Origin of the sequence: Sulfitobacter dubius (assembly GCF_027214245.1) — a bacterium.
In the GTDB taxonomy this organism is placed as follows: domain Bacteria; phylum Pseudomonadota; class Alphaproteobacteria; order Rhodobacterales; family Rhodobacteraceae; genus Sulfitobacter; species Sulfitobacter dubius_A.
In genome coordinates, this window is sequence record NZ_JAPWHM010000003.1 from 171775 (window position 1) to 192085 (window position 20311).

A 20311-nucleotide genomic window follows, 5' to 3' on the forward strand; every position below is an offset into this window, starting at 1 on the left:
GTCAGGCGATCCTGTATTTGATGAGAATGAGGCCTGAACCGCCGTTGCCGCTTTGTGCACCCCCGCCCCCTCCAGTATTGAGGATGCCGTTTTCGCTGATGGCTCCACCACCACCGTAGCCGCCCAAACCTCCACCGCTATCGATTGCATGTCCACTTCCGCTCCCGCCGCCACCAACGGACACCGGGGCTGAAGCGAATTCGAAATCGAGCCCGTCGCCGCCAGATGCACCCGATCCTGAGCCGCCTACAGTGGACGCACCCCCGCCTCCGCCGCCGCCGGAATTCCCTGCGTTGCCGCCGCGGTGTCCATAGAATTCGTCGCCGCTTCCTGCACGGCCGGAGATACCGGCATAGCTGTGCCAGCCTTGTCCGCCACCTGACCCGCCGTCGACTTGCTGGTTGGACCAGTCATCGGCAAAACCCCATCCGCCGCCCCCGCCCTTGCAAACGATGCCCGCGAAGCTCGATGCAGAGCCTCGTTTACCGTGACGAGGTGATTGATTGCTGCTCGATCCGCTCGATCCGCCAGGGCCCCCTGCCCCCACGATGACCGCAAATGTCCCGATATCGAGCCGAACGCTTGCGCGGAATACGCCTCCTGCGCCTCCACCGGCGGCGGCGCCATGGCCGCCGCCTCCGCCTCCTGCCACCACCAGACACTCGACCTCCCCGGGGGCCAGGATCTGAAGCGAAGCAGAGCTTTCGAACCGGTGCACACGCCACTTCCGCTCGTTTTGATCTTCGAACTCTTCGACCTCGCCTCCCAGAGCATCTACCAGTTCATCCGGCAGCCCCGGACCAGTCGGGACGACCGGCGGCGCAACCGACGCATCGACCTCCTCTGCCGACAGCGACCAGCGCACATCGGCCTTCAGCTCCCGGCTCGAGGTTGAGAAGCCGGTGACCATGACCGACAGGATCGGCCGATACCGGAAATAGGCCGCCCCGGCGACGTTCAGCGTCCGCCCCTCCGGTTCGGCGATCACACGGCCGTCCGCGGCACACGCACGGATCGAGCCCGGCACCGGCTCGCGTGTCAGCGTCACAGCGGGACCCGGCTCGATCAGGTCTTCGGTGCCGTAGATTGTGAGCACCGCGCCCGGCCAGATGCCCGCCAGTGCCGGCGAACTCTGGTCGGAGCAAGAGATCGAAATCCGGTAGAGATCCCACCCGTCGTATCCGAGGTCGACCAGGGTCCCGTCGATCGCGCGTTCGGCCTGGTAGGCCTCCGAAATTGGCTCCATCGACATGTCGATGAACCGCCAGCTGCCCGGAGGCAGCGGGATTTCGACGTTGTTCCGGAACATGCGCAGCTTGGATTTGACGGTCATCGGAATGTCCTGGGCATCGACGTCGGACGGACCGACGCTTTCTGGTTCATGTGGTTCTGGAGGGCTTTGGCGGCGTCAGGGTTGTTGCCGATGTCGCTGTAGGTTTGGCCGTCGATGGTGATGTTTACCGGCGCGGACGCCGCACTCGATACAGCACCCGTCTTCGCCGCCTTCTCGAGCAGCAGGGGGTGATACATGCTGTCCTTCTGTCCGAAGGAATACTGGATCGCGTGAAGTCCGAGCCGGATGTTCTCCAGGTTCTCGGTGAGGAAGTTCGCACCACTCGTCAGGCCGCCACCGGCGAAGTCGAGCCAAAGACCCTGCCACTCGAGACGGAGTTGCGCCGTGGCTTCGCGGAGCTTTTCCGCGTCGTCGAGATCCTTCTGATCGAAGAGGTTGCCGGAGTTCTCCGCGTTCGCCATCAGGCGGTCCAGCTCGTCCGCGCCACCGCGAAGGAGTGGCAGGAGGGCCGTGCTATCCGAGACCATCGCCTCGAGATACGAGGTGTATTCCTTCTGGCTGAGGTTCGCGTCGTCCAGGTATTTGACGTAGAGACGAAGCGCGTCGATGCCCTGCTTGTCGCCGAAGATCTTCTTGACGGCGGCCGCGATACCCTCGGCATCCGACACGGACTCTTTTGTCACCAGGCCGAGTTTTGGTGCGATCTTCTCGATGAAGTCCACGACGCCACCCGCACCCACCTGACCCCCTTCTCCGAGCTTCTCGTTGAAGTCCTTGAGCATGTCGCCGGCACTCTCGATATCGAGCCCGACGCTCTCGAATGCGTAGCCGACCTGTTGAATAGTTTGGATGTCTTCTCCCGAGACGATCGAGGCTCGGCGGATGCGCATCGCGCGATCCATGAACTCACCACCCGCAGTCGTTGCGAGGCCGGCAGCGGCGGCGCCACCACCAGCGGCGGCCGTAGCACCCGCGCCGACACCCCTGCCGATCCCGCGGCCGAGGTCGGCGTAGCCGTCCATGATCTGCTTGGTCGTGGAACGAGCGTCGCGTCCGATGCTGTCGTTGATCCGCGTGATCTTGACCTCGGCGGCCTTCATCCCGCGGACATACTCGTCGGCGCTGATCTTCCGGTCTTTGCGGAGTCGCTTCAGGGCATCCCGGTTCTTTTCGATACCGGCGATCTGCTTATCGGCCGCTTCCTCCGTCTTGACATTGAGGGACCGCATGGCGGCCTTTGCTTCATCGGCGGCGGACTTCGCGCCCTTGCCCATTTGTTCTTGGGCTTCTTCCGCCTTCGCAGCGCTCTCGCCGACGCCGGTGATGCTCTTGGAAAGCTCGCGGGCGCCCCGCACCGCGCCGTCAATCGACGCCTTGAATGCGACTACAAGCGGCTTCCGGCGAGACATTTATTCCTCCTCAAGGTCGTCGAAATCGAAGGTGTCTGGGTCGGACAGGTCGAGCAGCTCCCGGATGTGCTCTTCGAAGCCATCCCCGTCAGCCTTCGTGGCGAAACGGGCGTCTATGGCAGCAATCGCCCGATCCTCTTGCCGGCGCTCCCTGACTGACTCGTTGAAGGTAAGGAGCTGGTGGAGCGTCAGGGCGTAGGGGTCATGTCCGGCGGCGATCATTCGGTCGATGAGCTTTGCGACCGCCCCTACCTTGCGAGCTTGGCGAGGCGGCTGCTCAGTAGCCCCGCCCCGCCGAGGAGCTTTCCCAGCGGTTCCTCCGGCACCCCGTGATCCAGGATAGCCAGCAGGACATCCACGAACTCGTCGATAGTGAACTCCGCCTCCTCGAGCTGATCGTCTGTCGCCCGGAGACCGGCGCGCAGGATGCAGAAACAGGTGCTCAGCCCGATGCGTCCGATTTCCTGGATCAAGCGTTCGATCCGGTCTTCGTCGCTGCCAATCCAGATCGCGACGATCCCGGGGGTCTTGTTCATGACCTCGAATGCGTCGCGCACCGTAAATCGGTAGATGTCGAGCTCCGCCCCGCGGAACGGGACGGAAGCAACCGGGACGTCAGGCGGGGACGCCGCCGAGATCCGGGTCAGGTGCATTACGCGTCGATCTCGATGAACCGACCGAACGGCGCATCGGGCGTCTCAGGGTTCGCCAGAACCTCGCCGGAGAGTGCCAGGGTGATGTGGCCCGTGTCCTCTTTGACGATCGACAGGTCGCCGTCCGGGGTGACGTTGATCAGGCACTTCTCGAGCTTGTAGCGCTTGTTGCCCCGCTTCTGCTTCTGGACGACCAAGAGTTCGCCAGTGATGCCATCAGGCTCGGACATCATCGCCATCATGAGCCGCTCATCGGCCGACACGATGGCCGGAGCGTCGAACGTGACGTCGACCTGCGCCCACGAGCCGTTCTTGAACTCGATCGTGCCTGCGGACGCGTCGACATCGTAGTGGATGCCAGCTTCGAGCGGGTCGGTGCCATCGGTGACGATGACATTCGTCACATTCAGGAGCCCAAGGTTGATCATCGTGCCTTCGGAAACATCAGCCGCGGTCCGGATCTCGGCGGCGACTGCTTCCTGCGTGTAGACCTCTTCCTTCGCGGCATTGGCGAGCGCCCAGTTCCGAGCCGAGCTTTCGCGCAGAACGAACCGGATCGTCGCGTCGGACTCGGTGGTCTCGACGTCGCCCTTCAGGCGGGTTCCACTTCCGGAAACCCAGATGGCTTCGCGGGTCGTATTGATGCTGCGGAACAGGCTTTCGAGGTGGCCAAGGTTGCGGAAATTGGCTTCCCCCGACTTGCGGAAGTAGGCCCACCCGGACATGTTTCGGATGTTCTTGACGTTGGGGGCGGAGCTGCGCATTTCCCGGCTTCCTCAGTGACGATCTCTTACAGGAGATATCGGTCCCGAAGAGCAGTTTCGGGCGGTCAGTCCCGCTCGATTTCCATCGACATCTGAACCGCGAACCCGGCGACACCGGGCTTGCCTTCGATCACGATCGGGAGCTTCCGCAGCTGAGGCTTCGTTCCCTCGCGAATGAAGTTCAGGAGGTCGCTGTCGTCGATCGCCTGGCGTAGTGTCGCCCACTTCGCACTGAGTTCGGCATGCAGCGCCATCGGGTCATTGCGATTCACGATGACTTCGATGCTCGGCGAGAGACGCCAGTATGTCGTCCAGCCGTCGGCCGGCATGTCCTCGTCCTCGAGGACCTCCTCCTGGCCGGTATCGACGAGAACCATCGGCAGCTCGTCGGCATCCGGGTCATACGGGTAGTCCACCTCGACCGGGAGATCGAGGCTCGCGGCGATCGTCAAGATCTCGGCCACTGCCAGTTCAACAGCATCGTTCATGTCAGATGTCCTCGATCAGGTCGTAGATTTTGTCCTGGTATTTCTTCAAGTTGCGCTCGGCGATCGTGGAGAGCTTGTCGCCTTCGTCGATCGGCTTGCGAACCACACGGCGCTTTAGGACCGCGACTGGGCGAGCCTCTTTCTCGTTCGCGCGTCGCGCCATCACGACAAGCCCGCTGCGGCCTTGGACAATGAAGGTTTCGCGGGCGCGGCCCTTTGCCAGATCGCGGCGCTCGTGTTCGCGGAGGTCCGGATCGGTGATGATACGAAGTGACTTCCCCGGCTTCGCGCGGATTGTCGCCCCGTATTCCCTGACACGGGAGTCGTGCCCCCTGTCGATGAATGCGAGGGTGTTGTTCTTGCGGACCTTGAAGGTGATCGCCTGGCGCCGCTTCTTCCCGACGCCGTCGAGGCCGTCCTCGCGGAACTCCTGGACGACATCAGCGCCGGTCAACTTCGCGGCACGCCTGACGGAGTTGTAGAGACCGCGACCAAACTGTTTCGTGAACCCTTCGGCGTCCCATCCTTCCAGAGCCATCCCTACCTCCTCAAACCAGCAGCTTGATCATTGCGAGCCCGTCATCCAGCGCCTGGGCGACGGCCTTTTGCTTTCCCTTGAACCGGATCGCGGTGCCGGCCTTCACCCCGGGCGCTTCGGCGACACGGACGGCGATCATGGCGCGCGAGACGATGATCCGGGTTCCATCCCGACCGACCTCTTCGACCTCCACACTGGGTGTGATCATCGCCGGGACCGTCCGCCACGCCCCGTCGAGCTGAAGCTCGATTTCCTCGTCGAGGGGGAGATCTGCGGAGGCATCGCGAACCGGGACTGCGGCGCCCTCAATGCGCTCGAGCTTGAGGTCGCTGAGGCCGGGCACGGATGACGGCATTACGGCGTCAACACGGTAGGTTGCGGCACCGGCTATGATCGTTCCGCCGCGGCGGATGCGGATGTCCTCAAGGATGACGCCGGACGCGTCTGAGCCGATCAGCTGTTCGCGGGTCGAGGTGCGGAAGGCCTTGTCGGCCTCCATGATCGAGACGCTGAGGTCGAACTCATGCGGCGTGCGCCGGTAGATCCCGTGCACCGTGGGCATCGCATCGAAAAAGTCGCGTCCGTAGTCCAAGTCAGGCTCCTATGAAAAAGGCCCCGCCGGTGCGGGCGGGGCCAAGAGGCGAGGTGAAAGGAGAAAAGCCCTCACCTATTCGTGGTTAGACGGGCTGGATCGACCGGCCGCCGATGAGGCACTCCGGCTGCGTCACGTAGTGGATCGGCAGCGATGCGATCTCGACACCGTAGCCCTTGCCGTAGGGCAGGACCTCGGGGGTCGCGTAGAGCGGCAGGCCGAGGGTGTTCGCAGCTTCCGGGTTGTCGAGCGGCGTGAAGGCCGTGCGGAAAAGGCCGGGAACGCCGACCGGGACCGCCCGGAACTCGTCGTCGTCGATCGAGGCGCCGAAGTAGGGCACATGGACCGCGTCGAAGCACTCGAACGGAGCGCGCTGACCGCCGGCACCGGCACGGTTGACCGCGCCATCCTGATAGCGCTCATAGAGAGCAGCGACCGCGTCGGAGGTGCGGAAGTCGCGCCAGGCCTTCTTGCCATAGACGTAGACCACATCGGTGGCGACATCGGCGTTCACGCCGAGGCCGGTGCGGGAGTAGTCCGACATGTCGGCGAAGGCGTTCTGAAGCGTCTTTCGATCGGCATTCAGGAAGTCGATCTCGACATCATCGGGAGCGACGAGGCCGGCAGCGGTGAAGAAGTTGAAGATCGGCGTCACACCGTCGGAAGCGAGCTGAACGCCCTTGATTGCACCGAAGCGCAGGTTCTCGTGGGTGTAGTCGATCGAGCGGGTGACCGGATCGGTGTGCTGACCCAGAACCGTCTCGAAGGTTTCCATCTCGTCCTCTTCGCCGAAGGCGCGGACATCCTGGATGTCGCTGGCGGCGATGTTGACGACGCGGCCAAGCTTGACCGATGCGATCGAGTGGACGCCGCGGCCGTTGATGCCGCCGAGTGTGGAGGTCGGGGAGACCTGACCGCGTGCGGTCGGGTCGATCAGCTCGAGGCCGCTCGCGCCGCGCTCGATCATCGCGGTCGTGGAGCGCAGGCGCTCGATGATGAATTGACGGGCCAGGAAGGTGTCGATGGGGGTCCGCTTGTTGACCGCCGCCGTCAGCTTGGCCAGCGTGAAGTTGTCCTTGTTGAACATGCTCTCGTGCCTCTGTTCTCAGATTTTGCCGAAGTTGGCGTTCATTGCCGCGATGGATTTCGTCCAGGACGCGGGTGCTTTGCGCTGCGACGCCGCTTCGGAGTCCGGCCGTGCAGTCATCACCGGCTCCTGCGAGCCGGATTTCAGCGACGCGACGAGGGGGTCCTCGGGCGCCTTCATTTCGGGTTCGATTTCGGTGGGCTTGGTGACCAGTTCGCCAGCGTCCTTCAGAGCGGCGGCGGTCTCGGCCGAAACGCTCATAGAGATGGTGCTGCCGTTCACGGACAGCTCGACGGAAACGAGTTCCGGAGGGGTCTCGACGGCGGGTGCGTCTTCAACGGTTTCCTGATCGGGATCGGAGGCTTTGACCTCGTCCTCGGTGTCGCCGGAAGCCGCAATCTCCTCCAGGAGATCGGACGGGGCGTTGTCGAGGGTGCGGAGGTCTTCTTCGTCAGCACAGGCTTCCGCATCCATGTCGAGGATGGAAGCCGCGAACCCGGCATCGACCGCCTCCTGGCCGCGGAACCACCTGGTCTCTGCCATCCAGGTCTTGATCTGGTCTGGCGTCTGACCGGACTGCTCGACGTAGATTTCGACGGCTTGAGTGTTGATGTCGTCCAGCATCGCGGCGACTTCCCGCATGTCGTCTGCGCTACCCCAGCAGCCCGAAGCGGCCTCATGGATCATGTAGCGGGCGTTCTTCCCGATCACGGTCGCATCGCAGGACGAAGCGATGATGGTTGCGCCAGACGCGGCGACACCAAGAACCACGGCACGGAATGTCATCCCGTTCGCGCGGGCGGACCGGATCGCGTCCGCGATCGTCATGCTTTCCCAGACATCTCCGCCCAGGGAGTTGATCTGGACGTCGGCCTCCTTTACGCCATCGGCTTGAAGCTGCTCGAGCTCTTCGACGAAGTTCAGGGCGCTGTCTTCCCATGCATCAATCGGACCGAAGAGCTTGATCTTCGCGGAGGCCTCGCCTTCTTGGCGGACCACTTCATAACCAGCCGCGCGCGCCTTGCGCGGGGCCTTTGTGCGGTAGAGTGCGACTGCGTCGTGGAGGCTCATCGAAGATCCTGTCGTTGCTTACAGGAGATATCGGTCCCCGCTCGGTGTTTCGCGGAGACCGAAAGACAGAAAATCAGGCGGAGGCAGCAGGAGCGTTGAGAGCCCGGTAGGATGCGATCTCGTCGTCCGCCCATCCGAGGTGCTTCTTGATCGTTGCATCGGTCCAGTGCGCTGGCACCGGCGCGAGGCCCGCCTCGATGTCGCGCTTCAGGTCGTCGAGCTTCTCGCGCCGCACGCGCTCCGGATCGTCGCCCTGGCGGCGGATGATGTCCGAGGTGGTGGCGAACTGGCTGTCGACCTCTTCGCGCCAGGAACTCACTTCTTGGGCCCGGTGCAGGTTCGGGAACGGCTGGCCGATCCACGCGGGGTTGAGGAAGTCTTCGACGGTTTTTCCCGTAGGCGGTGTCCATTTACCCTCAGCATATGCGAGCCGGACGAAAGCGTTCCAAATCGGGTTGTTGAACTCTGCGTTCATGTCGCGCCGGATCGTCTTCACGCTCCGTTCGAACTGAAGGCTGACGGCTTTGTAGAGCCGGTCGTTGATACCGGACATGTCGCCCAGAAGGAACTGGAGCGGGACACCGACGGCCGCCGCGATGTGCATTCCAATCTGCCGGACGAATGGGTCGAAGGTGTTGCCGGAGTCTGCCGGCGCGCTCGTTGTGATCTTGCCTCCGCGCGGGACCTTCGCCACCGTGCCGGCCTTCGGAGCATTCAGCGTCTCGGCAGATGGGGGCGGCGGGACCTCAGCGCCCTCGGAATTGTAGTATTTGCCGCTCTCCGGGTCGTAGAAAGTGTCGGCGAGAACCTCCTTCTCGTCTTCGGTGAGGTCCGGCATCTCGAGCCAGTAGGCGATGTTCGCGTTTAGGATCTTCCTGAGAAGGTCGGCGTCCAGGAACTTCTCGAGGTCGTGGATTTTCAGGAGCGCACGCGTCAGCAGCGGCTCTCCCCGTCGCGCGCCAACCTCGTTGCGGATCAGGGTATGGACGACGGTCTCCGCACCCTGACGGAAGGTCTCAGAGCGGGCTGAGGCAAGAAGCTCACCCTTCGATCCTGGGTGGTTCTTAAAAAAATGGTAGGACCGGACATCGCCGTATTTGTCGAGAACCATGCCACGCGTCGACGTCGGCAGGAATGAAGTCTCGGACGGAAGCATTTCCGTCGGGAAGAGCTGGACTTGGAGAGGCACAACAAGATCGTCGCGCCCGGCACGGTAGCGCAGAACTCCGAACGCCTCGCCGCCGGCCGAGCGCTCTTTCAGCGCGAAGGACTGGACCTTGTAGATCGAGCCAACGCCCTCGGCGCCTGCATTCACACCCCAGCGCTCCCAGAGGTCGATGAGGCCATTATCCTCGTCAGGGATCGAGGGTCGGATGCCGGTGCCGACCACGTAATCGTCAAGGACCTGGATTGCCCGGCCGGCAAGGGTTTCCATCCGCGCCGCGTGACGAGACATGCGGACGATGTCGCCACGCTTCCGATCAAGCAAAGACGCGATCGCCTCGCCACTCGACTGCGGAATATCGGTCCGGTCGCCCGTCGCGCGCGCGAAATCGTAGTCCATGCGCGCCTGGAACTCGTGCTTCGCCACCGCAACGCGTGCCTCAGGAGCGGACATGCGGATCATGCCCTTCGTCGAAAACTGCTCAGTCATTGATTGCCTCCGGAGAGCGGGCGGAATGTGGACCAACCGCCGGTGGAGATCGGCTGCCAGCCATTGGCGGCGGCGACCTTGCGGCCGATTTCGCGCTGGATCTCCTCGGCGACGATCAGCATCTGCGACGGGCTGGAATACGTGAAGGATTGGCCGTTATAGGAGAACTGGCTCACGCCCTTGGCGCGCTGCTCCAGGATCTTCCGGCGCAGGCCCTTCAGTTCATCGAGTTCGAAATCGGAATAAAGGCCCTCGGCCATGCGGCAGTCTCCCAGTGTCTATGGGAGATATCGGTCCCGGCACGCCATTTCGGGCTGAAAGACAGACAGGTCCTACTGAACCTCGTCGCGCGTGATGAACCGCGCCCGCTCCAGGAGTTCGTCGAAGGTCACGATGTCTATCGAGGAGGTTTCGCGTCGGAAGAGTTCGAAGGTGTCCCGCATGACCCGAGCCTCCCTGAGATCGGCCGCTTCCTCGAACTCGGCGCGAGAGCCGATCACCAGGATGGTCTTCGCATTCCGAGTCCGGACTTCCAGTTGCCGTGAACCGTCACGGCTGAAATGCTCCCCGGTTCCCGCGAAGGCCGACCACTCCGCCTTCTGTTCGAGGATCTGGGACACGGCGCTCATGAACTCAGGGCTGAACGACCGCGTGCCGGCCCTGGCCCCGCCGCCGTTTCTGAAGATCCGGGTGTCGGGACGCTTGATCTCGACGAGGACTGTGTAGTCGGTGAAGCTCATGAGGAAGTCGACCACTGGCTTGCCACGGTTGTCCGTGCCTCCGCCTGAAACTGTCATCTCCCGGTCGAAGGTTCGCATGACGCGGTAATCCAAGCCGTATCCAAAGACCCAGGGTTCGGCATCAAAGAAGTCCTGCCAGTCCTTTTCAGCCCACTGCCCGTCCTGCATTCGCCGTTCGAAGGCCTCCAACGCCTGTCGTCGGCCGAGCAGGATGTTGACCTCCTCCGCGGATAGTGAGCCTTGCAGTGTTCTTAGAAGCGTTTCGCGCGCCTGACCGTCCATGGCGCGAAACCGCTCCACAATACCTCGATCGGATGCGTCAATGATTGTCTTACGCCCCTTGCCGGTTGAGATGTCCTCTATATCGAACCTGTCCTCGTTCGACAGGTCAATGAACTCCAGCTGGTCGAGAAACGCCATCAGCCGGGACAGTTCATCTCCCCGGAACGTAAAGGAATGCTCGTGGTAGCCCTGATACCATCCGTCCTTGCGTGATTGGAAAGATTGCAAGGTGACCCGCCGGATCGACTTCGCATCCTGCGTCACGACGGCGGTTACCTGCGTCTTGCGCTTATCGCCGGTCAAGCGGAGACAAAGCGCGCCCTCAACCTCGCCGAGATGAAGTTCGTCTGAGTTCTCCATGACCATGCGCACGTTGCGGAGTTTCTCCGTCGTGTGCGCGCCCCACGTGAAAACTCTGGAGATATATGCTTTGCCTGCCTTGCGCAGCTGAAAGAACTTTTCTTCTGACATTCGCGGACTATGCGAACTAAAGATAATTCAGGCAAGGCATTACCAGTTGCGAACGCGAACCATTGGCTTGCCGGATTGAGAGAGCGGCGCGTTGCCGGCCGCAGCACGGGCAAAAGGATTCTTCGGAACCTTGACGGCGACTGCATCCGGCGGCTTGGCTGCGGGTTCCGCCTTGCCCTCGTAGACCTCGCCGGTCTCCGGATCGTATTCCCCTTCAAGGGTCGGGGCCGGAGTAGGCTTGGCGCGGAACCGCTGCTCCCCGGAGAACAGCTTGCGCCACCGCATGCCGCCAGCCATCTGCGTCATGCCGTGCGAGAGGGCCCACGCATACACAAGGGTGTCGAACGGCTCGTTTCCGTCTCGCCCCTTGCCCTTTGGAGACTTCCAAACCGTGCGCCCTGGATTGTTCTCCACGGGATACTGCTTCTCGATAAGCATCCTCTTCAGGAACCGCTCGCGCTGCGCGTCATCGGAGAGATCTACCGAGCCTTCGATCGGCCGCGCGCTGAACTCGATCGCGCCGTTAGCAAGGATCGGGGCGAGGTCGTCCTTGGCCAGGTCCACATCGACTGTGAAAAGGAACTCGTTCCTCTTGGCGTTCGTGGTCGGCCAGATGGTCCTGCCGCGCGCGCCGTTGCCCCTCGACTCCCCACGCACCGCGACCCAATACTTTCGCCCACGCGACGCGGCCTGCCCGGGTGTGCCGCGCACTCTCCTGAGCCAATCGACTACCTTCTGATTGCTGGTCTTCTTTCCGCCGTTGTGGTCAATCGCCAGACCATCAGCCTTCCGGGGCCGCCCATTTTCGTCGATGAAGGTCCGTGTTGCGAGTGCCTCGAGCGCATCCCAAGCCCGGTCGTCGGTTTGCGGATACTCGTCCAAGACCCAGTGTCCCACCAGGAAGAGCCGGCGGCCAGGCCCGAACGCATACAAGCTCGCCTCAAGATATGAACCCGATTCATCATCGTTGCCCTGCTGACGGTCCACGGACCACAGTAGCGAGACCGCCCATCCAGGCACCTCTACACCGTCGCCAAGGTCGGTCACGCAGTTCACCAGCGTGCCGAGGTCGCCAGTCTCCTGCCCCGTGTTCTTCGAGTATGGCAGCCCCAAAACCTCGTTCTTGAAGGACTGGACCTGCGCCGGTCCGGCGGCGAGGGCCTCGTGCCACTCCTTTACCATGTGCTGCCAAGTGCCGTTCGGCGACCGTGAAAACCACTGCCACAGATAGTAGCCGCGGCGGCTATGGCCCTGGTTGTGCGGGACCCAACGGCCGTTCCGGGTCATCTCACGCTTATGGTGCTCGCGGATCGGCGGGCATTTGTCGTCAGGGTCGTCGGTCTCGCGATGGCACTCATACCAGACGTCATCGTGATCGTCCGGCTCCCACTTGATTCCGCCGGTCGTTTCCTTGTCGCCCCAGCGAGGCGTGAACTCTTCCCCGCAATGCGGGCACTGGACGTAGAGGTGGCGCTGGTCGCTGGCCAAGAACAAGCCATGGATACGTCCGCCTTCCTCGGCGGGGGCCTTGGGCGTCGAGATCGCGATGACCTTCCGATCCCAGTATTGCGAGCCACGGCGGCGAGCCATGTCATACTTCGAGCCGCCGCCCTTCACTGGCCCGAAGTTCAGCGCGTCGAACTCATCGAGAATGATCTTCTTTTTCGTGTGGTCGCGGAAGTTATCCTCGGCGGCTGCGCCCAGAACAAGGAGCGATGCGCCGTTCTTGAACTTGCGCTCGGTCGACTTCTTGACGGCTTTCCCGGTCGAGGTCCGGAATGCGATCTTCTTCATCGCGGGCACCATCTCGACGCGCTTGTCGAAACGGTTCGTCAGATAGCCCTCCGCGTCCTCGTCTTTCGGGCGATACATGAGGACGTCGCAAGGCTCGTGATCGAGCCAATACTGAACGGCGTGATTGATGCACTCCGAGATGCCCATGCGCGCCGACTTCATGACCACCACCTCGCCGATGGTCACGTCGATGAACGCGTCCAGGATCTCGCGCTGGAAATCGTAGGTCGTCCACTTCCGCAGCTTGCCGCCCTCGATCAGGTAGCACTGATCGTCGGCATACTCCGTGCCGGTGACGATCGGCTTCGGCGCGAAGAGTCGATCCCGGACTTCGCGGAGCTTATGAGCTGTGATCGTCTTCGAACGAGCCAGCGTCTTCATCGTCTCCGGTGAGATACGGTGGAAGCTGATTGGATTTGGGCTTGCGGCCATCGGGCTGATCCAGTGTGAGTTTCGAAAGCGCCCTCGAAAGGGCTTCATGCAGGACGAGGTGAACCTCGGCGTGCGGTCGAGCGACGTTGGCGAGTTCTTCGGTAATCTCCGGGATGGCACCCTCTACGGCGGCGCGGACGCTGCCTCCCTCCTCAGCGAGGAGTTCGCAGGCATCTTCCATGAGAACCACTTCGCCGCGAAGTAGGGCGAGCTTCACTTCCTCGGAATCGGCCTTCGCCGCCGTCCAACGGAGCTTTTCCATTTCGAGGGCTTCCTTGGTGTCGATGACATCCAGCGACCCGCCGTCCCGCAGCATGTCGACGTAGCCCTTGATCGACGACAGGGCGTCATACTTGCCGCGCCCGATCTTGATCATGATGCCGTCCTTCGCGAGCTGCTGGATGCGGCGCTCGTCAACCTCCAGGAACGAGGCCAGATCCTTCACACCCCAAATGAGGTCGAGAGATCCCGTTTCGGTTTCGGCGTCATCGCTCATCTTGGAAGTGCCTGTTTTCCTTAGTCTTTTTCTTCTGCCAAATGCTGAACCGAAACGAAACGCGTTTGAGAAATTCCCGAAAGTAGTGATCTTTCGGGCCTGTCCCCCCCTGCATACCAAATGAGGGGGTGGGTCAGGGTCCCCGGCACAGCATTTTGTGGGCAACTTTCTTCCGCACCTATATCTCGGGATCACCTGCCTTAGATATCGGTCCTCGCTGCCTGGATCGTGGAATAGAGCGGCATCTGCTCATGGTTCGACATCTACTCGATATGCTCACGAACGCTCGGCACGCCTATTCGAACGACCCCGTTTCATACATCCGGATGCGGGCGGCCTGAGCATCCTCAGGAGGAAGTAAATTCAGCCAGGAGGCCTGTTTCGAGGTGGCGAATATCACCGGTCTCACTGGGAAGATGGCGCCGCTGACTATGCCCTTCGCGTGCGTGTAACGAAGACGCTTCACCATAATCTCCTCAATGCGGTCAAAGCGATCCTCGGCCGGGAGAGACATGAGTTCCATGATCTTGTGATTGGACAACCCAAGCGTCTCCCGAATGTCCGATGGAGACATGGCCTCTACCTTTGACCTGTTCAGATCACAGACCTCAAACCCAAACGCGTATGGGTCGGTCTGCCCAGAGGCGTTGAATTTGACTCCGCCATACTCGAAGTCGAAATGATCCTGGGAACGTGGCGCGCTGCCTGCCTTCAGGCGCTCTTGGAAAGCAGCATGGATATCCTGCATCTGTTCGGATTGGTATGGATGGAGGGTCATGCCGCACCGCTTTCCGCATCCAGATCCTCCCCGAAGCGTTCTTTAACCAAATCTCGAACAAATGTCATCCAAGACGACACGAGCGCGAGACCGACGCAGAATTGGAGAAGCAACCCATCAATCTGGGGGATAGCCTTCACGCCAACCCAGATGTCAAAGCACGTCATTCCTACAAGCATTACCCAGAACCAGATGGCGCCCAATTTCCTCAACATTTCAATCTCCCTTGATGCCGTTTCAAGGGAATTAGGCGCGCCGAGGGGTCGGCCAAAATCAAATCAGGCCATCGTCCTGGTCGGAGGCTCGGCGCCGCAACTCCTCGAAAGTCTCCGCAGTGATCGGCTCGACTGGCTCGCTGTCTCGTCCGGCGTCGAGTTTCTCTCGTAGTGCCGCGATGTCATTGATCTCTTCCTGGTCGAGCCGAGCGAGATCCAGTAGGGCCAGCCCCCGCATTGCCCGCTCCCAGATCGCGTCGAGCTCCGCTTCCGTCGCGCCGTCGATCGAAAGGCCGATCAGGTCAGGATTGCCGATGCCGACGGTGCCGGTATCGGCGCCTGCCTCGAATAGGGCGTCCAGGAGCGCGTCGAGCTCGATGGCAGGGCGAGGATATGTGCGGTCAGTCATGTGTCTTACCCCAATGTCGCGCTGTGCCCGAATCTTGTGACATCAGATGTCGCGCCATGCCCGTATTCGGTGACATCCTGCGCTGAATTCGATGTCGCGCTGTGCCCGTATTGTGTGACATCGCCGAATGTAACGCTGTGCCCGTGTTGTGTGACATCACCGCGCCCGACCCCAGGAAATCCGCTTTTCAGCCTCGGCATCGTGCCACGCATCCTGCGTGATCGCCGGCCGGTTCGCGTCCCACTCGACCTGCGCCCGAATGCGGGCCGCCATGCGGCGCACGTTTTCCGGGTCAGGCTCAGAGCGATGCCAGCGACGTGCTCGGATTATCAGACGCGCGGTGAGCCTCACGGCATCGAGGGCGAGGTGGCCGGCCGTGTAGGCACAGAGGCCGAACAGGGTGGCAATGGTAAGGGCTGTTGTGGGGTCAGTTATCACGGGCTGCCAGCCAAACCAGGAAGGCTGCGAAGGCGAGAAATCCGAGCATACCGCCCGTCTCGATCAATAGCTTCACATTTTCCGGGGTCATCTCTCTCTCCCTGTCTGTCTTTCCAGGGAAATAGAGACAGCCAAAGGCAGCCCAAAATCAGCCTTCGAGATCGACATCCGGCGGAACGGCTCCACGCGCTTTCCTGAACGCCTGACTGAACTTCCGTGCTTCACGCTCTCGCCGTGGCGACCAATCCGGCGCCACGCGCCACACCAGGCGAATGACCATGCGCTGCCACCATGGCCGTGCCCGAAAAACAGACAGGTCAGGACGAGACTCTCTGAACCGCTCCTGGAACGGATTGCGCGGCTCCGACTTCTCGCGAGGCGGCAGCCCATTCGGCAACAGGCCACGATATTTGGTCCAATCGCTCATGCACTGAATATAGCACACTACTCCTCTTGTGTCAGCGGGAAGGGATGATCAGCGGCTACTGAGAGCGCTTCACTCGTGGCTACGATTCGACATCCAGTGTATCCAATTCAGTCCTTTGTAGAAAATTCCCATGCTGTTACTCATCCTCAGGGAGGTGCGGGATGACTGACGACAACGAAGACGAGAAACCCACGAAGATCAAGCGGCGCCGGGGGAATATCCTCGAGCGGTGGGAAGTTGCCCTCGTAAAGGCAATGATCAACCGCGGCGATTATAGCGATCAGGACATCCTGGCCTATTTCACCCGGCCCACCCGCTCGTTGAATGGCCGGACAATCCACGAAATTCACATCGGCAAAAAGCACAAGGCTACCAAAGCAGCCGATCCCGAAGAACTCGATGCTTTCCTCTCGACTTGGCCGGACGTCGACCACGAAACCGGGTTGAGCGCCCGGGGCGACGAGCTCCTGATCAAGGCCAGAGAAGCGATGATCGCAGCCGTCCATATCTTTAATTCGGCGGGGCTCATGTTCCGCGCTGAGCTGTTCATCACGACCGCCGTCATTGCGTGGACCTACCTGCTGCACGCCTACTACAAGCGCGAAGGCATCCCCTACGTCTACAAGGACAAGAAGACCGCGCACGGCGCCGAACGACACTGGGACCTCACCAAGTGCCTCGACACAGGGAAATGCCCGATCCCAGTTGGCGCGAAAAACAACCTGAAGTTCCTGATCGAACTCCGGCATGAGATTGAGCATCAGTCCACGAGCCGCATCGACGACGCGATCGGTGCGGAACTCCAGTCTTGTGCGCTCAATTTCAACGATGCGCTCAAGGAACTGTTCGGGAAGCAGTTCGGCCTCGAGAAGCGACTACCGATTGCTCTCCAGTTTGTCTCGCTCGGCCCTGAGCAGCGTAGCGCCATGAAGAAGGCGTCTTCGCTGCCGACGCACGTGTCTTCCTTCATCAAAGCGTTCGAGAACGGCCTGAGCGACGAGCAAGTGAAGGACCCAGCGTTCCGATTGAAGGTGGCGTTCGTCCCGGTCGCTGCGAAGAAAGCCGCCGGTGCCGACGTAGCGGTTGTCACGGTGAAGCCCGGCAGCGACGAGGCCGACAAGGTAGGGGACGTGATCTTCAAGGAGGTCAACCGGACAAGGTATATCCGCAAGGACGTCCTCGCTGCGGTGAAGAAGGCCGGCTACCCAAAGTTCGGCCAGGGCGACCACACGAAACTGATGCAGGAACTTGATGCGAAGAACCCTGACAAAGGTTACGGCTGCCAAGGCGACTACAAGGGCACCTGGGTCTGGTATGACCGCTGGATCGAGCGGGTGATCGAGCACTGCAAGCAGGAAGGTGATCGATACCGCTGATCACGGCATGGCCGCGGTAATCTGACCATAGATGAACGCCAGGATGCCGGCGGTGAGGATGAGCGGGATGAGGATGCGGGTCATATGTGGGAGGTGGGGTTTTCCTGGTCGAGGGGAAGTCGAGACCCACCCCGCGCAGCTTTTCACAGGAACCGCACCGGGGATATCGAGGCAGTTGGCGCCAGACGCCTTCTGGATACACACAATTTCAACGACTTACCGGTTTTTCACATAAACCGCACTTGCGCGTGTGAGGCTGGACGAGAATGAGGCCATGGAAATCGTGGGTATAGGGAGGTGGAGGAGGCCCTTACTTACTTAACGTCTCGCCCGCGCAAGTGCGATTTCTGCGAAAAATGGCCAATGCCTTGTTATATAAAGGTTTTTCTGGTCGGTGGATGGTGCTGCGTCGGGGCCGATCCCCTGAGAAACATGCGCCGAGCGAACTTTCTTTCTGTTTCATTTCAATGGGATATACGATTTTCACATAAATCACAGACCGTCTTCTGCGATTTCTGCGGTTTTCCGTTTTTGGATGGCTTCACCCTTTCCCTACCTCCGGACTGCGAGGCTGAAAACAGCCCGCATGTCAATAAGAAAAAGACCTGAGGTAGGTTATGAACAAGATGAACGATATCCTCGCTGGCTTCGATATCGACGGCGCCGTCGAGGCCAACGAGAAACTTGCCGCCGCTGCCGAGGTGCGCGACGACGAAGAAGTGCAGTCGGACGATGTATTGATCGAGGATCAGCCGACCCCTGCCAAGGCGATCGTCGAGCCTATCGACCTTTTCGGCGACAGTTCCCTCACCGGCCGTCAAGAGATAACCGAGGACATGATGCCGCCGGCGATCTGGGCCTACGCGAAGGATACTGCCGAGCGCATGGGCATCAACGTGGGCCCGATCGCAGCAGGATGCCTCGCTACTGTCGCCACTGCGATCCGGGGTAACTGGCGCGTCCAGCCTAAGTTCGAGGACGACACCTGGACCGAGAAGCCGGTCATCTGGCTCGGCATCACGGGCAGCTCCGGCGTCAAGAAGACCAGCGCCCTGAACTCATCCGCTCTTCCGCTGTTCATGCTCGAGAAGAAGTGGGCCGAAGACGCAGACGAACTCCGGAAGGAATATGCTCGCGAGCGAGCTGCTTGGAACGAGGAGAAGAAGGCTTGGCGCAAGAAGTGCCAGGAGATCCTCAAGCACGGCGGCGAGCGTGCCGACATGCCCCCGTTCCCAGATGAGCCGGAGAGGCCGTTCTTTCCGCGTCTCGTGACTACGGACACCACCACCGAGGCGGTGATGAAGCTCTGCGCCGATAACCCCGCTGGCATTGCTCAGATCGCGGACGAACTTACCGGCTGGATAGGGTCGTTCGATGTCTACTCCGGTGGTAATGGCGGCAAGGACCGCGCCTTCTGGCTCTCTGCCTACAACTCGCAGTCGGCGATCAAGGACCGCGCCGGCGATGATGAAGGTCCGCTCCGCGTCGACACACTTGCCGTCACAATCATGGGCGGCATTCAGGACGACGTGATCGCGAAGGACTTCTCGAAGACCAAGGCTGACGGCTTCCTCGCCCGCTTCCTGTTCGTGAAGGGCGAGAAGCGGAAGGTCATCGATCGGAAGCCTGACCGGGACGCCATTAAGGCCTATGTCAGCCTGGTCGGCACGCTGGCCGCGATGGAGGTCGCCGAGGAGAAGGGTGGAACTGGCCTTGTCCTGATGGGCGCTCGCGCGGCGAAGATCCGCGAGGAGATCGAGGACATGACGAATGCCCTCGGCGAGCACCCCTCGGTCTGCAAGGGCCTCTCCGACCACCTGAACAAGTGGCCCGGCATCTTCTCGCGCCTCTGCTTGATCTTCCACCTGATTGAGTGTGCGACCGAGGGCAAGGACCCCGAGAAGATGCACATCACCGAAGAGACGGCTCGGCACGTCTATCGTCTACTGACGGAGTATTTCCTGCCGGAGGCGTCGCGCATCTACAACGAGGTCATGACCGGCGACGAGAACGCCGCGCACGCCAAGTGGATCGCAGGCCACATCCTGGCGCACAAGAAAGAGCGGATCTCCTGCCACGAGATCGGCCGGGCCTTCTCCCCGATCAAGGACGACTACCTCGCCATCGGCAAGGCTGCGCAGGTGCTCGAACTCATGGGATGGATCACGCCAGATAAGCGCGCAGACGGACGTCCATACCAGCGCTCTGAGTTCAGCCTGATGAAGTGGCGGATCAACCCTCGTGTCCATGGAGTCTTCGCCGATCGAGCTCGGATCGAGGCCGAGCAGCGCAAGGCCACAGTTGAGCGCATCCAGGCCGGCGCGAAGGTGATCCGGAAGCTCCGTTCGAAGGTTCGGGCGGACGACTGATGTGACACCCCGGCGCCGAGGGTCACATCGGGCACTACCTCAAGGCCGCCCCGAGCCTTCAATCGGAACCTTGCCCCCGGTCCGCGGATCGGGGGCTTTTTCATACCCACTCGCCACGATAGACAGCCGACCTGATTCAACCCAAAGAGGCAGGACATGGCAGAATTCGGAGCAGAAGACTGGGCTTGGGAATATGTCGCGAATGACATTCGCGATCGGATTGGGAATCGAGGTGAAAGCCTCCGGACGATCTCGCACGTGGTGTTCGACCACGAAATCGGTGCGCCCGATGGTAAGCGCCTCTACCTGACAGACCCCGATGATCAACGTCCGGCACTCTATATCGAGCGGGTATCTGATGACGAATATGACCTGGTGATCGTATGGGATGGCGCCGAAAAGTATCGAAATCAGATGGAGACGCAGCTCGAAGGCGAGATTCAGCGGTTCCTGTAGCGGGGCGGATAGCAGTCGGCCTCGGCGCCTCGCCCTTGGGCGGGGCTTCAACCGCCAGCACCGACATGATGTGAAGGA

At 61.4% G+C, this 20311-nt stretch carries 21 protein-coding genes; 3 read left to right on the top strand and 18 right to left on the bottom strand.

The features are described from left to right. Position 1: 1 nt before the first annotated feature. The 18 genes from O4H31_RS07880 to O4H31_RS07965 all read right to left on the bottom strand — a co-directional run bounded on the left by O4H31_RS07880 (position 2) and on the right by O4H31_RS07965 (position 15167). Positions 2–1333, bottom strand: coding sequence for a glycine-rich domain-containing protein (locus tag O4H31_RS07880; RefSeq protein ID WP_269344515.1), 1332 nt, complete (start codon positions 1331–1333; stop codon positions 2–4). After that, a complete protein-coding gene (locus tag O4H31_RS07885) occupies positions 1330–2703 on the bottom strand; it encodes a hypothetical protein (protein ID WP_269344517.1) in 1374 nt (457 codons plus the stop codon). Before O4H31_RS07885 ends, O4H31_RS07880 begins: the two co-directional genes overlap by 4 nt. Further along, a complete protein-coding gene (locus O4H31_RS07890) occupies positions 2704–2925 on the bottom strand; it encodes a hypothetical protein (RefSeq protein WP_269344519.1) in 222 nt (73 codons plus the stop codon). It lies immediately after the preceding gene. Between the two features lie 26 nt (positions 2926–2951). Next, positions 2952–3356 (bottom strand): hypothetical protein, encoded by a 405-nt coding sequence (locus O4H31_RS07895; RefSeq protein WP_269344521.1) that lies wholly within the window; start codon positions 3354–3356, stop codon positions 2952–2954. Next, positions 3356–4120, bottom strand: coding sequence for a hypothetical protein (locus tag O4H31_RS07900; RefSeq protein ID WP_269344522.1), 765 nt, complete (start codon positions 4118–4120; stop codon positions 3356–3358). The genes O4H31_RS07895 and O4H31_RS07900 overlap by 1 nt, the downstream gene beginning before the upstream one ends. 65 nt (positions 4121–4185) lie before the next feature. Then, on the bottom strand, positions 4186–4608 hold the full coding sequence (locus tag O4H31_RS07905; protein ID WP_269344525.1) for a hypothetical protein: 423 nt from the start codon (positions 4606–4608) through the stop codon (positions 4186–4188). Between the two features lies 1 nt (position 4609). Continuing rightward, complete coding sequence (locus tag O4H31_RS07910) at positions 4610–5146, bottom strand: hypothetical protein (protein WP_269344527.1); 537 nt, start codon at positions 5144–5146, stop codon at positions 4610–4612. 10 nt (positions 5147–5156) lie between these two features. Beyond that, positions 5157–5738, bottom strand: coding sequence for a head-tail joining protein (locus O4H31_RS07915; RefSeq protein ID WP_269344528.1), 582 nt, complete (start codon positions 5736–5738; stop codon positions 5157–5159). A gap of 85 nt (positions 5739–5823) precedes the next feature. Further along, positions 5824–6825 (bottom strand): major capsid protein, encoded by a 1002-nt coding sequence (locus O4H31_RS07920; protein ID WP_269344531.1) that lies wholly within the window; start codon positions 6823–6825, stop codon positions 5824–5826. 18 nt (positions 6826–6843) lie between these two features. Next, positions 6844–7896 carry a head maturation protease, ClpP-related gene (locus tag O4H31_RS07925; protein ID WP_269344533.1) on the bottom strand — a complete coding sequence of 351 codons (1053 nt, stop codon included), beginning with the start codon at positions 7894–7896 and terminating at the stop codon, positions 6844–6846. Between the two features lie 73 nt (positions 7897–7969). Continuing rightward, positions 7970–9550: a phage portal protein gene (locus O4H31_RS07930; RefSeq protein WP_269344535.1), complete on the bottom strand. Its 1581-nt coding sequence runs from the start codon at positions 9548–9550 to the stop codon at positions 7970–7972. Next, positions 9547–9810 carry a hypothetical protein gene (locus O4H31_RS07935; protein WP_269344537.1) on the bottom strand — a complete coding sequence of 88 codons (264 nt, stop codon included), beginning with the start codon at positions 9808–9810 and terminating at the stop codon, positions 9547–9549. The genes O4H31_RS07930 and O4H31_RS07935 overlap by 4 nt, the downstream gene beginning before the upstream one ends. Before the next feature lie 72 nt (positions 9811–9882). Continuing rightward, a complete protein-coding gene (locus O4H31_RS07940; protein WP_269344539.1) occupies positions 9883–11043 on the bottom strand; it encodes a Shedu immune nuclease family protein in 1161 nt (386 codons plus the stop codon). 39 nt (positions 11044–11082) lie between these two features. Continuing rightward, positions 11083–13218 (bottom strand): terminase gpA endonuclease subunit, encoded by a 2136-nt coding sequence (locus O4H31_RS07945; protein WP_269344541.1) that lies wholly within the window; start codon positions 13216–13218, stop codon positions 11083–11085. Beyond that, positions 13178–13765: a hypothetical protein gene (locus tag O4H31_RS07950; RefSeq protein ID WP_269344544.1), complete on the bottom strand. Its 588-nt coding sequence runs from the start codon at positions 13763–13765 to the stop codon at positions 13178–13180. Before O4H31_RS07950 ends, O4H31_RS07945 begins: the two co-directional genes overlap by 41 nt. A gap of 295 nt (positions 13766–14060) precedes the next feature. Continuing rightward, positions 14061–14543, bottom strand: a complete 483-nt coding sequence (locus O4H31_RS07955) for a hypothetical protein (protein ID WP_269344546.1) — start codon at positions 14541–14543, stop codon at positions 14061–14063. Then, positions 14540–14758, bottom strand: a complete 219-nt coding sequence (locus O4H31_RS07960) for a hypothetical protein (protein WP_269344548.1) — start codon at positions 14756–14758, stop codon at positions 14540–14542. The genes O4H31_RS07955 and O4H31_RS07960 overlap by 4 nt, the downstream gene beginning before the upstream one ends. A 58-nt stretch (positions 14759–14816) precedes the next feature. Then, positions 14817–15167, bottom strand: a complete 351-nt coding sequence (locus tag O4H31_RS07965; RefSeq protein WP_269344550.1) for a hypothetical protein — start codon at positions 15165–15167, stop codon at positions 14817–14819. A gap of 1026 nt (positions 15168–16193) precedes the next feature. Between O4H31_RS07965 and O4H31_RS07970 the strand changes: the two genes are divergently transcribed. The 3 genes from O4H31_RS07970 (at position 16194) to O4H31_RS07980 (ending at position 20233) form a co-directional block, all read left to right on the top strand. Beyond that, positions 16194–17408, top strand: a complete 1215-nt coding sequence (locus tag O4H31_RS07970; RefSeq protein WP_269344552.1) for a DUF3644 domain-containing protein — start codon at positions 16194–16196, stop codon at positions 17406–17408. 617 nt (positions 17409–18025) lie between these two features. Beyond that, positions 18026–19777 carry a DUF3987 domain-containing protein gene (locus tag O4H31_RS07975; protein WP_269344554.1) on the top strand — a complete coding sequence of 584 codons (1752 nt, stop codon included), beginning with the start codon at positions 18026–18028 and terminating at the stop codon, positions 19775–19777. A gap of 156 nt (positions 19778–19933) precedes the next feature. Beyond that, positions 19934–20233, top strand: a complete 300-nt coding sequence (locus O4H31_RS07980; protein ID WP_269344556.1) for a hypothetical protein — start codon at positions 19934–19936, stop codon at positions 20231–20233. Positions 20234–20311: the final 78 nt, after the last annotated feature.

Coding starts and splice junctions, on each gene's coding strand:
- O4H31_RS07885 (WP_269344517.1), bottom strand. CDS start 2,703: ATGTCTCGCCGGAAGCCGCTTGTAGTCGCATTCAAGGCGTCGATTGAC.
- O4H31_RS07940 (WP_269344539.1), bottom strand. CDS start 11,043: ATGTCAGAAGAAAAGTTCTTTCAGCTGCGCAAGGCAGGCAAAGCATAT.
- O4H31_RS07900 (WP_269344522.1), bottom strand. CDS start 4,120: ATGCGCAGCTCCGCCCCCAACGTCAAGAACATCCGAAACATGTCCGGG.
- O4H31_RS07980 (WP_269344556.1), top strand. CDS start 19,934: ATGGCAGAATTCGGAGCAGAAGACTGGGCTTGGGAATATGTCGCGAAT.
- O4H31_RS07880 (WP_269344515.1), bottom strand. CDS start 1,333: ATGACCGTCAAATCCAAGCTGCGCATGTTCCGGAACAACGTCGAAATC.
- O4H31_RS07930 (WP_269344535.1), bottom strand. CDS start 9,550: ATGACTGAGCAGTTTTCGACGAAGGGCATGATCCGCATGTCCGCTCCT.
- O4H31_RS07935 (WP_269344537.1), bottom strand. CDS start 9,810: ATGGCCGAGGGCCTTTATTCCGATTTCGAACTCGATGAACTGAAGGGC.
- O4H31_RS07960 (WP_269344548.1), bottom strand. CDS start 14,758: ATGTTGAGGAAATTGGGCGCCATCTGGTTCTGGGTAATGCTTGTAGGA.
- O4H31_RS07945 (WP_269344541.1), bottom strand. CDS start 13,218: ATGAAGACGCTGGCTCGTTCGAAGACGATCACAGCTCATAAGCTCCGC.
- O4H31_RS07925 (WP_269344533.1), bottom strand. CDS start 7,896: ATGAGCCTCCACGACGCAGTCGCACTCTACCGCACAAAGGCCCCGCGC.
- O4H31_RS07890 (WP_269344519.1), bottom strand. CDS start 2,925: ATGATCGCCGCCGGACATGACCCCTACGCCCTGACGCTCCACCAGCTC.
- O4H31_RS07905 (WP_269344525.1), bottom strand. CDS start 4,608: ATGAACGATGCTGTTGAACTGGCAGTGGCCGAGATCTTGACGATCGCC.
- O4H31_RS07910 (WP_269344527.1), bottom strand. CDS start 5,146: ATGGCTCTGGAAGGATGGGACGCCGAAGGGTTCACGAAACAGTTTGGT.
- O4H31_RS07920 (WP_269344531.1), bottom strand. CDS start 6,825: ATGTTCAACAAGGACAACTTCACGCTGGCCAAGCTGACGGCGGCGGTC.
- O4H31_RS07975 (WP_269344554.1), top strand. CDS start 18,026: ATGAACAAGATGAACGATATCCTCGCTGGCTTCGATATCGACGGCGCC.
- O4H31_RS07965 (WP_269344550.1), bottom strand. CDS start 15,167: ATGACTGACCGCACATATCCTCGCCCTGCCATCGAGCTCGACGCGCTC.
- O4H31_RS07955 (WP_269344546.1), bottom strand. CDS start 14,543: ATGACCCTCCATCCATACCAATCCGAACAGATGCAGGATATCCATGCT.
- O4H31_RS07895 (WP_269344521.1), bottom strand. CDS start 3,356: ATGCACCTGACCCGGATCTCGGCGGCGTCCCCGCCTGACGTCCCGGTT.
- O4H31_RS07950 (WP_269344544.1), bottom strand. CDS start 13,765: ATGAGCGATGACGCCGAAACCGAAACGGGATCTCTCGACCTCATTTGG.
- O4H31_RS07970 (WP_269344552.1), top strand. CDS start 16,194: ATGACTGACGACAACGAAGACGAGAAACCCACGAAGATCAAGCGGCGC.